The 14452-nt window shown below is 44.1% G+C and carries 12 protein-coding genes; 6 read left to right on the top strand and 6 right to left on the bottom strand.

The genetic code is table 11. From position 1 onward, the window contains the following. Window positions 1-264: 264 nt before the first annotated feature. From LOZ80_RS11655 to LOZ80_RS11645, 3 genes are all read right to left on the bottom strand, one after another. Window positions 265-2268, bottom strand: coding sequence for a helix-turn-helix domain-containing protein (locus LOZ80_RS11655; protein ID WP_238171593.1), 2004 nt, complete (start codon window positions 2266-2268; stop codon window positions 265-267). A 336-nt stretch (window positions 2269-2604) separates the two neighbouring features. Next, window positions 2605-3831, bottom strand: coding sequence for an MFS transporter (locus LOZ80_RS11650; RefSeq protein WP_238171592.1), 1227 nt, complete (start codon window positions 3829-3831; stop codon window positions 2605-2607). A 155-nt stretch (window positions 3832-3986) separates the two neighbouring features. Beyond that, on the bottom strand, window positions 3987-4460 hold the full coding sequence (locus LOZ80_RS11645) for a MarR family transcriptional regulator (protein ID WP_238171591.1): 474 nt from the start codon (window positions 4458-4460) through the stop codon (window positions 3987-3989). Between the two features lie 194 nt (window positions 4461-4654). On the opposite strand from LOZ80_RS11645, the gene cyoE reads away from it, so the two are divergent. Next, window positions 4655-5569 carry a heme o synthase gene (gene cyoE, locus LOZ80_RS11640; RefSeq protein WP_238171590.1) on the top strand — a complete coding sequence of 305 codons (915 nt, stop codon included), beginning with the start codon at window positions 4655-4657 and terminating at the stop codon, window positions 5567-5569. Between the two features lie 22 nt (window positions 5570-5591). On the opposite strand, the gene LOZ80_RS11635 is transcribed toward cyoE, so the two are convergent. After that, window positions 5592-6941 carry an LLM class flavin-dependent oxidoreductase gene (locus LOZ80_RS11635; RefSeq protein ID WP_238171589.1) on the bottom strand — a complete coding sequence of 450 codons (1350 nt, stop codon included), beginning with the start codon at window positions 6939-6941 and terminating at the stop codon, window positions 5592-5594. A 195-nt stretch (window positions 6942-7136) separates the two neighbouring features. Here LOZ80_RS11635 and LOZ80_RS11630 point away from each other — a divergent pair, with 195 nt between their 5' ends. From LOZ80_RS11630 to LOZ80_RS11610, 5 genes are all read left to right on the top strand, one after another. Further along, window positions 7137-7922, top strand: a complete 786-nt coding sequence (locus LOZ80_RS11630) for a methionine ABC transporter ATP-binding protein (RefSeq protein WP_238171588.1) — start codon at window positions 7137-7139, stop codon at window positions 7920-7922. Then, window positions 7919-8587 carry a methionine ABC transporter permease gene (locus LOZ80_RS11625; RefSeq protein ID WP_238171587.1) on the top strand — a complete coding sequence of 223 codons (669 nt, stop codon included), beginning with the start codon at window positions 7919-7921 and terminating at the stop codon, window positions 8585-8587. The genes LOZ80_RS11630 and LOZ80_RS11625 overlap by 4 nt, the downstream gene beginning before the upstream one ends. A gap of 75 nt (window positions 8588-8662) precedes the next feature. Further along, on the top strand, window positions 8663-9550 hold the full coding sequence (locus tag LOZ80_RS11620; protein ID WP_238171586.1) for a MetQ/NlpA family ABC transporter substrate-binding protein: 888 nt from the start codon (window positions 8663-8665) through the stop codon (window positions 9548-9550). Window positions 9551-9649: 99 nt separating this feature from the next. Then, window positions 9650-9760 carry a YjcZ family sporulation protein gene (locus LOZ80_RS11615; protein WP_238171585.1) on the top strand — a complete coding sequence of 37 codons (111 nt, stop codon included), beginning with the start codon at window positions 9650-9652 and terminating at the stop codon, window positions 9758-9760. A 399-nt stretch (window positions 9761-10159) separates the two neighbouring features. Continuing rightward, the gene (locus tag LOZ80_RS11610; RefSeq protein WP_238171584.1) at window positions 10160-12058 is read left to right on the top strand and encodes a TOMM precursor leader peptide-binding protein; all 1899 of its coding nucleotides are present in this window, start codon (window positions 10160-10162) and stop codon (window positions 12056-12058) included. A gap of 97 nt (window positions 12059-12155) precedes the next feature. Here LOZ80_RS11610 and LOZ80_RS11605 read toward each other — a convergent pair whose 3' ends face one another. Further along, window positions 12156-13316 (bottom strand): SMP-30/gluconolactonase/LRE family protein, encoded by a 1161-nt coding sequence (locus LOZ80_RS11605; RefSeq protein ID WP_238171583.1) that lies wholly within the window; start codon window positions 13314-13316, stop codon window positions 12156-12158. Between the two features lie 91 nt (window positions 13317-13407). After that, window positions 13408-14250, bottom strand: a complete 843-nt coding sequence (locus LOZ80_RS11600) for an SDR family NAD(P)-dependent oxidoreductase (RefSeq protein WP_238171582.1) — start codon at window positions 14248-14250, stop codon at window positions 13408-13410. Window positions 14251-14452 lie beyond the last annotated feature (202 nt).

Here is a 14452-nt window from a genome sequence, read left to right as displayed (position 1 = left end):
ATTGACCTGTGCATCTGGAAGCCATTCATCCACTTAACTTAATGTTGCTTCCCCCCCATCTATCCTTCTAAGATCCTGCTAACAATGTACTGTAACAGCATCAGACCACTTCCTGTGCTGTCATCATCATAAAAAAGTCCCACCTATCCGTAAATTGACGAAAGCCCCGGCGCCTTCAACTTTCTTCGGAAAACGGAAGAAAACTTAACGTTTCATGAAAATGTTTAAAAAAAAGAAGAAAACTCTGCAGGTGCAAAGCTTTCTCTAAGAGGAGGTATTTAAGTTTTTGCGGAATTCAGTTGGCGTGAGGCCGGTATATTTTTTGAACATTCGATTAAACGAAGTATGATTTCGATAACCGACAGCTTCTGCAACATCGTGAATTTTTAGCCGGTTTTTTTCCAAGAGGTCCGTCGCCTTGATAATCCTGATCTCATTGATATAGTCCACGATATTCGTACCGGTTTTTTCTTTAAAATAAGAGGATAAGTAGCCGCCGCTCAAATTCAGCTTTTGAGCCAGTATATCCAGATATAAGTCTTCGGCGTAGTGCTCGTTTACGTAATCCATAACAAAGCAGGTAACCGGATCTTTCTGCTCGGCTCGTTTTTTCCTCTCTCTGACTGCTTTAGCGGCAAACGTCACCCCTTCCTGCAGCAGTTCCTCCGCTTCAAGAACGGTGACACACTGTTGAATCTTTTCGTTTAAATGTTGCAATGTGGTTTGCATTCCGTCGTCCTCGCCGCCATCCAATATGAAGGAGACTTCATTTTTAACTTTATTCAGCAGCATTTCGGCAAAGCCAGTAATTGAGTCAGCACATAGCTCATTTCCTTCCCATTTTGCATAAAACCGCGCCATGAATGCTTCCAATTGCTCGACGTTACCTTCTCTCAGATTTACATTGAATTCTTTTTCCTGATTGGTTGTAAATCCACTCAGTTGCCGTGACACATGCCCGGCGGTCACAATTTGCCCGGCGTCGATCAGCTTTCGTTTGCCAAGCACAGCTTGAGCCTCCTGATAAGCATCTGCAATATGCTTCGAATGATTGTATAGGGAAGTGACGGCCATGGTTATATTTCCGTATTCGCTATCTTGTCCAAAAGTTGCTTTCATCCTTTCAAGCAAATCTTCAAGATCATCCATATGCTCAATGAACACAAGACTCAGAATCTGATTTTGTTCAATTTGGAACGTCAATGAATCTGGAAATACCTGGTTCAGCTCATTTTCAATAAATACTTTGATGTAATATAGCCATTTCTGGAAGGACACATGCTCCCAAGCATAATTCTTCTTACCCGCCACATGAGAAAGAACAAAAACAAAATTTTTCTCTGTAAAATCAAGTATAGCCGCAGTTGCTTCGTTATGTCGAATCGCTTTCAGATGGTTGAACAACGCAAGCTGCTGATCTGCTTTTTGCTTATCGTAAAGTTGAGAGCTAATGATATCGAACTCTCTTATATTCGACCGGAACAGTCTGCCTTTTTGAGTTGATCTAATCACCTTTTGTAACGGATTGTTAATGCGTGCAGCGATGAGGAACGCGGCGACCACACTAAGCGTGATCGCAAGCACTAATATGGCGACAAGTGAAAGATTCAGACGCGTTTGGGAAGCAATTTTTTCAATCGGAACACGGTGAATGTAGGTAATTCCGCTCACTTTGCCTGTTGCATGGAAATAATAGTTGCCATTTACAATTAGTTCATTGCTTTCATTCTTCCGCAAATCATTTAAACTTAAAAAGGATTCCTGCACACCACGATTAAACATCGTTTGTCCTTGAGCATTATACATAATAAAATCATCGCTCGGAGCTACGCGAAATGCCTTGAACATTTTATCCGCATTGAGAAAAACAACGATCATAAAGCCGCTATTCCCCTTGGCTTTATATATAATCGGGATCAACTCACCATTTGATTCCGTGTGTCCATAGCTCTCATTGTAGAAACCGGCAGAAGGTAGAATCCGGCTGCTATAATTTTCGTCGAATTGCTGCTGCCAGAAATTCAACGGGTATTCCTTGCTGACTTGGAAGACATTAAACATCGTTTGCGCATCGGTACTCGTACCTTTCTCCAGAATGAGTTCATCGCGCTTTGTATACAAGACGATATTTTCGATGAATAAATAGGAATTGGATACCCATGAATTAATCTCCCTTTGCAGAATGGGATAATTAATATATTGGGGAGTATATTGAAACCGTTGTACTTCTTCACTATAGAGATACAAGTGCATTTGTTTATTGACCATTTCAATATGCTTCTCGTAACTCTCCATCGTACTATTGAGCATGAGGGAATTGTATTGAACAATTTCCTTTCGGACGTTCAGCTTAGAAACAGAAATGGAATAGACCGTGAGGGAGACAAGCAACAGAATGATACACAAAAATCCTGCGATAAGTCGCAGGAATAAAGAATTTGACCTGTTCCGGATATAAACTAGAATAGGTAGAAGTTTACTGATAAGATCCCTCCTTTACTATCGATCCGTTCGTGTGATCTACTCGCTGCTTCCTATTAGTTCCAATTAAAACAAACGACGTCACTTTTGTAAAGGTTAAAGCTGAGCTCTTTAGGCATCATTTCATTTCGTATCCTTATACAGAATTGGTATTGCCGCTGCTATAAGGATTATACCCATAAAAGCGGGTGCGGCATGACCAAGTGATACATAGATTTGACCTCCGATGATAGGCCCAATCATTCTTGCTAAAGCCTGAATGGATTGGCTGCCTCCTTGTATCCTCCCTTGTTCACTAGAATCGACAGACTTGGAGAGCATTCCATTGAATGAAGGCCCAAAGATCGAATCACCAAAACCAAATATAAACATTCCAGCGATAAGAAGAGGATAGAAGGAGAACAAAGCAGATAGCGCAATGAGACTGTAGCCTATAATCTCCGAAACCATTCCGAGAATGGCTATCTGTTTATCACTAAGTTTTTTCAAAAGTTTCGGCATGATGAAACCTTGCGAAATGATGTCTTGGACACCCATAATTGAGAACATAAGTCCAATTAGTGCAGGCTTCCAATTGAAAGTATCCATTGTAAATTGTGAAAAAACAGCCTGTAAAGATCCATTAGGTATCCAAAGTAAGAACGCTGAAACAAGCAGCCTATTTAAGTTTTTCATGGAAAGTAGGTTTGCAAGCTGTGTAAATGGATTCAGTCTTACATAGGTAATCTCTTTCAGTCTATTAGTCTTGGCAAGACTCTCAGGCATAAAAAAGAATCCATAAACAACATTCGCTAAAGTTATTATTGCTCCAAAATACATGGGGACTGAATAACCAAACTTGGCAAGTAATCCGCCTAGTGTTGGGCCAATGACAGTACCTACACCTACAACCGCGCTTACCCATCCAAAATATTTGGTTCTCTGCTGCGGAGGAATGATGTCTGCAAAATAGGCGAAGATAGTGCCTATGCTGCCGCCTGTTATACCCTCTATTATGCGCCCAACAAATAGTATCCATAGAGCCCCTCCTATGCCAAAAACGAAGTACCCGATTGCGGAACCCAAAAGGCATACTAAGAGCAATGGACGGCGGCCATATCTGTCGCTCAAAGTTCCAAGTATGGGGGCAGCAAAAAACACGCAGAATGCATAAACAGAAGTCAGCAGCGTAACAACTATCGCTTGTTCTTCCGGATTGCTTGTATAAGGCTGCACTAAGAATGGGACGACAGGTGCTATGATACTGAAGCCTATTCCGCAAAGAAATACAGAGATAAGACCGAATAGTAAAGCGTGTTTATCTACGGTTTGTTCTGTCTTCTTTTCATTATGTGATCTAAAGATGGACATTTAAATTCTCTCCTCTAAAGTTATGTCTTTGATTCCTTGGAAACAAAATAATCGTATTACTATTTTGTTTCCTTGTCAACAAAAAATAACAATAAAAAAGCAGCCTGTCCTCAATAGAGTTTGGCTGCCTGTAATTTCTTATGCATTAATTAAATTTATTCGGGCTTCATATCTATGCCCTGTTTCTTAATTTCTGCATCCAAATGCCTATTATACTTTGCCACAAAGCTAAGCATGCTCTCAAATTGTGCCTCGGTTACCTGCTCAAATACGGCTTTGTCCCGCTCTTGGAACTCTTTGTGCAGGTCCTCATGGATTTTATAAATGACTTTACCTTGCTCTGTAAGCCTGAAATAGATTTCTTTCTTGTTTTCCGATTTCTGGTAGCTTTCGATAAGTCCTTTTTGTATGAGCTTCTGAGTTAATTTACTTATAGCACCGCGAGTCATATAGAAGTATTCCGCAAGTTTGGTCACATTGGAATCTACATTTTTTTCGATGTATTCGATGCAATGTACTTCAGAAGGCTTATAACCCTTAAGACTTTCTTCCATCTTATCTTTGTTAAGCCAAACCAGCTTGTTATATAGGTCCCTGAAACCCATTAAGACCTGATCTTCTTTGTTCATGGCATGCCCTCCCACTCGTTGGTTCATTAGCAATATTATATAATAAAAGCATTCCGAAACTGGTTTTTTTCACGAAAGCGACAAAGATTTTTGACAGAATCATGATGATTTGTTGAGGATCGGCATATAAACACCCCCTATATGGTAACCTTAGCCTATAGAAATTAATTTACTTGTAAGGGTGTGTTAGCGACATGCGAATCCAAAGCAATATGGTTAGTATCGAACCAATTCCGACCTCAGTCACGAAAGTGCTTTTCGAAACGATAAAGATAGGCATTATTAAATCGAACCTCATCGCCATGATCGCAGGAATTAGCATGGCATTGTTCGTTCATCGTATACCTCTCTTCGATAAGATCGGCAACATTACGTTGGCACTCATCGGATCTGCCTTGGTGATCGGAGCGGCCGGTATCTTTAATAATTTATATGACCGCGATATCGATCGCATTATGGAACGGACAAAAAATAGGCCGACTGTTTCAGGTATCATTGACATCGGGAGCGGGCTGATCATTGGGTTCTGGATCGCAATCGGCGGTCTGGTGGCACTGTATATTGCTTCTCCGTTATCCGCTTTTGTAGGCTTCTTGGGACTGTTTCTCTATGTCGTTCCTTATACCATGTGGACAAAACGCAGAACAATCTATAATACAGAGGTAGGAAGCTTGTCGGGTGCGATGCCACCGTTGATCGGTTGGGCCGCGATCTCTCCTGATATTTTGCATCACGATGCGATTGCATTGTTCCTGTTAATGCTTATTTGGCAGATGCCACATTTTTACGCAATCGGAATTCGGCGTATGGAGGAATACCGTGCGGCTAACATTCCGATGCTGCCAGTCGTCAAGGGTATTCGTAGAACTTACGTGCAGATGAACGCTTATCTGGTTGTTCTGTGCCTGTGCAGTTTCTTGTTCTGGTCATTTAATCCGTACATTGCCATAGCGAATGCGCTCTTGAGTTTGGGCTGGTTGATTCTGAGTATCAATGGTTATCGTCGGAAGCAAGAGGAACAGTGGGCCCGTTCAATGTTCATTTTCTCGCTAAATCACATCACGGTGCTACTGTTGATGATTGTTGGCTACTCCCTAGTAGCTGTTTAAGTAAAAAAGGCAACCGATCCAATCAGATCGGCTGCCTTTGTTTTTGTAAGCTATACCGATTCGGGGGCACCGGTAAATTCAGATGATCGCGAAGCGTGTCACCTTCATAATCAGTCCGGAATAAACCTCTCTCCTGCAAAAGAGGAACGACCAGATTGACGAAATCTTCTAAATTGTTCGGTAAAAGTGGAGACATCAGCATAAAGCCGTCTACAGCTCTTTGAACAAACCATTTTTCTAAATTATCGGCTATTTTTTCAGGCGTTCCTACAAAGTCGTTGACGGTATAAGACCCGGTTAACAAAGAGTACAGTTCTCTAAGTGTGGGGTTTTCTTTGATCACGAAAGGACGAAACTTTTCATATTCGAATCGGACACCCGTCAGCTCGCCAAATCCAATATCAAGCGTTCTGGCTTCTAGCGTATGCTTACTCAAATCCAATCCTCCAAAATAATCGGTCAGGAACTTTAAGCCCGTTTCGTCGGTGATTAATGATTCTAAGTAGGCTAGCTTCTGCTGTGCGATCTCTTCAGTTTCCCCAATAATCGGCGAAATACCCTGAAGAATATGAACTTCATCGGCGGAGCGGCCGAATGAGACGACCTTGTTTTTGAAAGAACGGTAAAATTCCTGAGAGTCCTCGAGGCTATTCTTATGTGAAAAAATGACTTCTGCGCTCCTGGCGGCAAACAGTTGTCCAGGCTCTGAAGATCCAGCTTGCACGAGTACAGGATAGCCTTGTCTAGAACGATGAATATTTAACGGCCCCTGCACCGAGAAAAACTCCCCTGCATGATCCAGCTTGTGAAGCTTGCTGCGGTCAAAAAACTGCCCGCTTTCTTTGTCGCGGATAAAAGCGTCATCCTCCCAGGAATCCCATAAGCCTTTAATCACGTCAATGAACTCTTCAGCCCGCTTATACCGAAATCCATGCTCAAAATGCTCACTGCCATTGAAGTTCAATGCTGTATTCCCGGACAAATCTCTTGTCGTTACAATGTTCCAACCAGCTCTGCCCTTGCTGATATGATCAACGGACATGAATTGCCGCGCCAGATTAAAAGGTTCCACATAAGAGGTCGAGGCTGTTGCGACAACTCCGATCTTTGAAGTCGCCCCTGCTAACGCAGTAATTAAGGTGATAGGCTCATAACGGGTCAAAATATTCGGATGCGACTCCTCATTGATAGCCAAGCTATCTGCAATAAAGACAATATCAAACTTCCCTTTCTCCGCAATTTGTGCCAAATGTTTGTAATAATCAATATCAATGCTGGAATCCGCCTGAGCATCAGGATGTCTCCAAGATGCAACGTGCATACCAGTTCCCACTAAATAGGCGGACAACTTTATTTGTCTTTTACGAGACATGAGATCCCATCCTTAAATTCCGAGTAATTTAATAAACTTAATATGTTTTAATTTACCACCCTCTCTAATAACCGTCAATCCCAGGATGATAAGCCCGAACAAGTGGCAAAAGAAATTTTCTTGACAGAATTTAGGATGTCATTTAAATTATACTAATAAACTAGGAATACTTGGTATTAAAAGTGGAGGATTATCATGATCGTCATCAAAAATCTGAATAAAACATACCGAACACGCCAATCTGTGTTCACTGCTTTAGAGAACGTCAACCTTGAGATCGAAAAAGGGGATATCTTTGGCATTATCGGTTTTAGCGGTGCAGGCAAATCAACACTAATCCGATGTCTAAACCGGTTGGAGGAACCGGATTCCGGGAGCATTGAGATTGAAGGCAAGGTCATTACAGATCTGTCAGACAAAGACCTGCGCTTAGCTAGACTGAAAATCGGTATGATTTTCCAACAGTTTAACCTCCTTGATTCCATGACTGTATTTGAGAATGTAGCCTTCCCTTTGAAGGTTGCAGGCCATCCCAAATCGTACATTCACCAGCGTGTTAGAGAAATACTGGAACTTGTAGAACTAAGTGATAAAGAAAATGTCCATCCATCCCAGTTGAGCGGAGGTCAGAAGCAGCGAGTTGGCATCGCCAGAGCTCTCGCCAATGAGCCAGACGTACTGCTCAGTGACGAAGCCACATCAGCGCTTGATCCGCAAACGACCTACTCCATTCTAGAGCTGTTAAAAGACATTAACCGTAAGCTTAATTTGACGATTGTGCTGATCACCCATGAACTCGATGTCCTGCAGCACATATGCAAAAACTTTGCGGTCATAGAAAAAGGCACAATCGTTGAACAAGGATCCGTGGACCAATTTTTCCTGAATCCGGCAAGCGATACGGCCAAGAAATTCGTGAAAATCATAGATTTCTATCGCAATAAGCATCACGTCGAAGAAAGGGTGAGAGTCAGCCTATGATTCATGAATTAATCGAATTACTCTGGCCTGCTCTTTTAGAAACACTCTATATGCTATTATGGTCTTCCATTTTCGCATTGATTATGGGCTCTGCACTCGGCGTCACTCTTGTGGTAACGGAGAAAGGCGGAATTCTTGAAGCTACGGGGATCCATAGAGTCATTAATATGGTCATTAACTGCATTCGCTCTATTCCTTCTATCATCCTAATCGTCTTGCTGCTGCCTTTATCTCGTATGATTGTCGGAACCACGTTGGGTCCTACCGCAGCTATTGTGTCGCTTTCGATCGGTATTGCACCTTTCTTAGGCAGGATTATTGAAACATCGCTGAAGGAAGTTAGCCTTGGGAAAATAGAAGCGGCCAAAGCCGTTGGAGCTTCCCCGTTTACGATTATTTTCCGAGTACTTATTCCGGAATCCCTGCCAGCGCTTGTACGCGGAGTAACGATTGCCATCATCGCCATCACCGAGTTTACTGCCATTGCTGGAGCTATCGGTGCCGGAGGACTGGGCAGTTTGGCTATCCGATTCGGATACCAGAGATTTCGTGAAGACGTCCTCATCGCAACTGTCATAATCATTATTCTTCTCGTACAAATTTTTCAGTGGACAGGAGACTACATCTCTAGGTCAATAAATAAAAAACGCTTCAAGCTTGATTAAAGCTAAAGCATTGTTGTTCCTATCGGTTTCATTGCATGACCAAATATACATAAAAGAAATAGGAGTGAGTTATCCATGGGTACAAAGGGATTATTTTCTGTCGTTTCATTATTCGCAGCTTTTAGCGTTATCCTTGCTGGGTGTGGTGCTACTAACAGTACAGAAGCGTCAAGCAGCCCAAAAGCGTCCTCACCAGCAGCAACTGCCGCAGCACCAAGCAGCGCTCCAACAGAAGCACCAAAAAAAGAAGTCACTTTAACCATCGGATCCGCCGAAATCCCACATTCAGAAATTCTTAATTTCGTTAAACCGAAGCTAAAGGAACAAGGAATTAACCTTGTTGTTAAAGTCACGGATGAAGGTCTGTTGAATCAGCTGCTTAAAGATAAGCAAATCGACGCAAACTACTTCCAACATGTGCCTTACTTCGATTCAGTCAAAACAGAAAAAGCCTTCGACTTTGTGAATCCAATTAAAGTTCACGTTGAGCCTATCGGCTTCTACTCCACCAAGCTCAAATCAAAGGATGAGATTAAGGATGGCGCGAAAATTGGCATTCCAAACAACCCCTCCAACGAATATAGAGCGCTTGTACTCCTTCAACAGCAAGGTTTAATCAAGTTGAAAGAAGGTCTCACTACCTACCAAGCAACACCTAAGGACATCGTCAGCAACCCGAAGAACCTGAAATTTGTGGAAGCTGAACCCCCTACTTTAGCTAGATCCTTACAAGATCTTGATGGCGCGGTTATCAATACAAACATAATTATTGAGGCAAAAATCGATCCCAAAACAGCCTTATTCAGAGAAGATGCAAACTCTCCTTACGCCAACGTAATTACGGTTCGCAAGGGCGATGAAAACCGTGACGAAATCAAGAAACTGGGAGCTGCATTGACCTCTTCAGACGTGAAGAAGTTTATTCAAGACAAGTATGGAGTTTCTGTAGTTCCTGCATTCTAATATTCCAAGACTCAATAGGGTACATACGTCCAATCAATTACTATTTAACGTGCATAATTTATACCGTAGTGACAAATCACCTGAAGGGAATGATTAAACATGGGAGCAGTTGGTTATGGTGGAAGTTGTGCAGGTTATGGTAACAGTACAGCAGCAGTTTTGGTTCTTTTTATTCTTTTAGTTATCATCACATCCGCATTTGTATGGTAATTCCTTAATCTAAGGTAAAAGAAAAAAGTCACCCTTACTCTCAGGGTGACTTTTTCATGCTCCAACGCCAATAAATTCCTGCGGGTCTATCCTATCACCCTCCTGTGACACATACAAAATGGAATCAAATGGCCTTAGAGCCTCCCGCCCAACTCTTCATAAGTAATTTTATGTACTGCTATTTGTCCCTCATGTCTTATACTTTATGGAAAGCTCCAGCAGCCAATGGGCATTGGAAAAGCATATTGTGGGTAAGGAAAGTTCTACAATCGGGAAGCAAACCATATAGCAATCATAGGGGCTGCCGATCGGCAGTTCCTTCTCTTCTGCCTAGGGGAGATTAGCGGAGAAACCCGCCGAAACGAACGGGGCACATTGCTGCGAGATGAGGTGAACTGCGTGAATGCTATCATATCAGTTGTCGGAAAAGGTTTACTGGCTGACTACGTATGCGGAGAGCTATTGGACCGTTATCAGGTCGTTCGACAGACAGATTTCACTTCAGACATACCGAAAGCGGCGAAATTGGTTGTGGTGCTGCACGATGAATGGCCTTCCTCCGGATACTTCGAGGCTGAAGAGATTCTGCAGCAGGCTGGTATCCCTTGGTTGCGGGGCTTTATTTCAATGGACGAGAGCATAGTCGGGCCTCTGGTTCGTCCGGGTATGCCGGGATGCTCCCAGTGTGCAGATAACAGGCGTTTCACGGCGTCGCCGGGAGACATACAACACGTGAAATTTTCACTCTCAGGACTTTGGCATACAGCTCACTTGCTGATTGCCGAGACTCAGCGAGTGTTGCAGGGCAGCCGAGCCCTTACGGAGGAACATATATACATCGTTAACCTGCAAACTCTGGATAGTTCACTCCATTTCATTCTGCCTGACCCTCTCTGTGAGGTGTGCGGCAGTTTGCCCGATGACTCATCGGCGGCGGCCAACATTTTGCTTAAGCCGAGACCGAAGATAAACGCCGACAGTTACCGCTGGCGTCCGATAGACGATTTGAAACAACATTTGACCAAAGACTATTTGGATTCCCGGACCGGCGTATTTAATGCCAAGATGATTGACCTCGTGTCGCCGTTTGCCGGGGTAGCGGTCAATCTGCCATCATTTTTGATGGAAGACGAAGTATCTGGAGGCCGCAGCTTTTCTTATGCGGAAAGCGAATCTACCGCGATCTTGGAAGGGTTGGAGCGACACTGCGGTATAACTCCCCGTGGCAAACGGACCGTAATATATGACAGTTTCAACCGTGTTGCGGATCATGCGCTTGCTCCCCATAAGGTTGGGTTATATTCAAAGAAACAGTACTCGCAACCTGATTTCACATTCGAACCGTTTGATCCCGACCTCCCGATCGATTGGATATGGGGCTATTCGCTAGTGCAGGAATGTCCGATCCTTGTTCCAGAGAGTCTCGCTTACTACAGTTCGGGTTTCGGCAGCGGCTTTGTTCAAGAAGGCTCCAACGGGTGTGCGATAGGAGGAAGCTTGGAGGAAGCCATCTTGTACGGAATTTTAGAAGTAGCGGAACGCGACTCGTTCCTGATGACTTGGTACGCGCAGTTGCCTATCTCTCGCCTTGACCCCTATTCCGCTAACGATCAGGAACTGCTGCTTATGGTCCAAAGGTTGCGCACAGTTGCCGGATACGATATACATTTGTTTAACATGACAATGGAGAATGGGATTCCGAGCATTTGGGCGCTCGCGAAAAGCGTCAGCCCCGGGAAGATGAATCTTATCTGTGCGGCGGGAGCTCATTTGGATCCAGTACGGGCCGCGAAAAGCGCCATTCACGAATTGGCTGGCAGGTTGAACTTCCTGCAAGAGAAATTTGAGGCGGGCATGGCATATTATAAGCAAATGCTCAACGATCCGTTTCTCGTAGTGCAAATGGAGGATCATGCCATGCTGTATGGTTTGCCGCAAGCAGAGGAACGGCTGCAATTTTTGCTGGACGGACAGCGTCCGCTCAGAACGTTTGACGAGGAGTTCAAACGCAAGGCAAACCATGCGGATCTGACCGATGATCTGAAGGAAACGATCGAGGTATTTCGCCGCTTGAACCTAGACGTGATCGCGGTGGATCAGTCGTCGCAGGAAACGCTGCGAAACGGGCTGCATTGCGTAAAAGTTCTGATTCCGGGAATGCTGCCGATGACGTTCGGACATCATTTGCAACGCTTGACGGGGCTGAAGAGAGCACTTCGGGTGCCTGCGGAGCTTGGATATGCGAAAAAGCCACTGAAGACCGGACAACTCAATCCGCATCCGCATCCTTTTTTATAAGATACCATGGTTCTAGCCAACTACGTTCTCACTGGTAAGCCAATTTCATAAAATAATCGCCTTCTGTAAACCAGAAGACGACATGTTAAATCCAACATTATTTGGTTAGAAGCACGCGATAGACACCTCGGCTACCCCCAGGTGCCGTTCCTATATATAAATATTCGTTGTGGCTCTCAGCCGTAGTTACACCATACAGTGATCCTTCTGGGTCGTGCCAACTTTCAATAATCTTCCCTTGCGGACTGAGCTCCACAGCAAGCCCATGCTTCGCCGGTGCGCTAGCACCGCTAAGCAGCGACTCCGGAATTTTGGCCATAATACCGGCCAACCATGGGCTCCGATGCATCTGATCTACGAAAGAAATACGAGTCGTGAAGATCCCGACCCAGAAATGACCTTGTTCATCACGTGTGATATTGTCTGGAAATCCTGCGAGATTGTCCGCGAAAATATCAGATGTCCCCTTCTTTGGTCCCTTGAGCCAGTACCTAGTCAATTGATAATGATAGGATTCCGCCACTAGCACAAAATCTTCATCTGCAGACAAGGCAACACCGTTCGCAAAATAGAGTCCTTCTAACAAGACACTTGTCTGTTTGGTCATAGGATCATACTTCAGCAAACGTCCATGCGGCTTATTCTCGGCAATTTCTTTGAAGGTCACACTGCCATAGTTCGAGGTATCGGAAAAATAAATAGAGCCGTCCTTGGCAATATCAAGCTCGTTAGCTAGATAGATAGGCTTGCCGTCCACTTGATTGGCCAATACCTCTACGTTTCCGGATGGGTCTATTGACAGCAGCCCCTTCTTGACATCAGTAACGATCAAATTTCCATTGGTGTCGAATTTAAGACCATTAGGCGTTCCTTTAGTGTCTGCGAACACCAGGGCCTTTTTCGGATTGCCTTCTGCATCGAAAGGAACCTTATAGATTTTCCCATCGGAATCTCCTGTATAAAGCTGACCTGCCTTATCGAAGGTAATGAATTCAGGGGATTGCGGGGCATCCGTAACAAGCTGAGCCGAACTGAGTTTGTAGTTCTGCTTCCACGGGCCAGCTTCCTGAAAAGTGGGAGCTGTCGGCGCCAGCCATTTTGCCGGTTCGATAGGTGAAGGAACAAGTAAGAAAACAATGACTCCAAGAAGAAGCAACGCAAGCAGCGATAGCCCCAATCTGCGTAATTTACGTGGTGAGCCTTTATGGTGATTCAATCCTTCAGTTGATTTAACAGAGAGAATTGGTGTTTTGGACATCAATGAACGCCTCCTGTAGCAAGGAAGTGAGAGTCGAGTTCCACCTGGGTCAGTTCCTCGAAACCGAAGTCATTGGTCAGTTGTATTGTTTTCATTGAATTGTCCTCCCTGCAAGATCAGATTGATTACCAGGATTCTTATTACTGCCAGATCCTTCACGCGGACGAAGCATGCTTCCAACAAGACGAAGACCTTGCTTTCGTGTAATAAATCGCGCTAACTGCGCACCGAGATAATTCTGCACACCCGGAACGACATATATTTTCCCTTCCTTCAACGCGCGAAGCGCAACCTCTACGACTCTTTCTGGCGTATCCTTTTTTCCAACGGAAGCTTCTTCCGCTCCTACAACATTAAAGAAACTGGTGTCCGTCGAACCAGGGCAAAGTGCGAAAAATTTGATGCCGCGGTTACGGTTTTCCCACCATAATGCTTGTGTAAACGACAAGACGAACGCTTTCGTCGCCCCATATACTGCCATAAAGGGAAGCGGTTGAAATCCGGCTGTTGAAGCCACATTAATAACTGCGCCTGAGTTTTTGCGCAACATGTTTGGCAAGAACAAGTGCGTCATATCTACAACAGCAGCAACATTGAGCATAACTTCTTGATGTTGACGCTCACCTGACACTTGCTCGAACAAACCATGAGTAGCAAAGCCTGCATTATTGATTAGCAGTTCGATCTCCACTTTCAGAAGTTCACACTGCCGAAACAACTCACTGGGTGCGCCCTCTTTCGCAAGATCGATTGAGATAACCTCGGCTTTGATGCCATACTTCTTTCTAAGCTCATCTGCTAGGCTCTCAAGCTTACTCGTTGATCGAGCAACGAGTACCAAGTGACTGCCTTGTTTGGCTAGTTGTCTAGCAAATTGCTCTCCAATACCGGAAGAAGCTCCTGTGACTAGCGCCCATTTCCCCTGAATTGTCATCGTTCATCTCTCCTTTAGTTACTTCGTTATTATTAGGAAACAACGTTACCGATTGGTCGAAATTAATTCCCTTCCCTAAGGAAACTAAGAATCATCATCCCTAATCGGTAACAGTGTTTCATTCGAGATTCATTGTAACTCGTCTTTTTTTGAAAGTCAACATGCACTTTCCCACATTCTCGATCTCATTGACATCTCTCTG

Origin of the sequence: Paenibacillus sp. HWE-109 (genome assembly GCF_022163125.1) — a bacterium.
In the GTDB taxonomy this organism is placed as follows: Bacteria; Bacillota; Bacilli; order Paenibacillales; family NBRC-103111; genus Paenibacillus_E.
Note: the sequence above shows the minus strand (reverse complement) of the source record. Positions and strands in the feature narration are given on the sequence as shown.

What these genes read in the sequence shown, in the direction of transcription:
- LOZ80_RS11655 (WP_238171593.1), bottom strand. Translation starts at nt 2,268, where the DNA reads ATGGTCAATAAACAAATGCACTTGTATCTCTATAGTGAAGAAGTACAA.
- LOZ80_RS11650 (WP_238171592.1), bottom strand. Translation starts at nt 3,831, where the DNA reads ATGTCCATCTTTAGATCACATAATGAAAAGAAGACAGAACAAACCGTA.
- LOZ80_RS11645 (WP_238171591.1), bottom strand. Translation starts at nt 4,460, where the DNA reads ATGAACAAAGAAGATCAGGTCTTAATGGGTTTCAGGGACCTATATAAC.
- cyoE (WP_238171590.1), top strand. Translation starts at nt 4,655, where the DNA reads ATGCGAATCCAAAGCAATATGGTTAGTATCGAACCAATTCCGACCTCA.
- LOZ80_RS11635 (WP_238171589.1), bottom strand. Translation starts at nt 6,941, where the DNA reads ATGTCTCGTAAAAGACAAATAAAGTTGTCCGCCTATTTAGTGGGAACT.
- LOZ80_RS11630 (WP_238171588.1), top strand. Translation starts at nt 7,137, where the DNA reads ATGATCGTCATCAAAAATCTGAATAAAACATACCGAACACGCCAATCT.
- LOZ80_RS11625 (WP_238171587.1), top strand. Translation starts at nt 7,919, where the DNA reads ATGATTCATGAATTAATCGAATTACTCTGGCCTGCTCTTTTAGAAACA.
- LOZ80_RS11620 (WP_238171586.1), top strand. Translation starts at nt 8,663, where the DNA reads ATGGGTACAAAGGGATTATTTTCTGTCGTTTCATTATTCGCAGCTTTT.
- LOZ80_RS11615 (WP_238171585.1), top strand. Translation starts at nt 9,650, where the DNA reads ATGGGAGCAGTTGGTTATGGTGGAAGTTGTGCAGGTTATGGTAACAGT.
- LOZ80_RS11605 (WP_238171583.1), bottom strand. Translation starts at nt 13,316, where the DNA reads ATGTCCAAAACACCAATTCTCTCTGTTAAATCAACTGAAGGATTGAAT.
- LOZ80_RS11600 (WP_238171582.1), bottom strand. Translation starts at nt 14,250, where the DNA reads ATGACAATTCAGGGGAAATGGGCGCTAGTCACAGGAGCTTCTTCCGGT.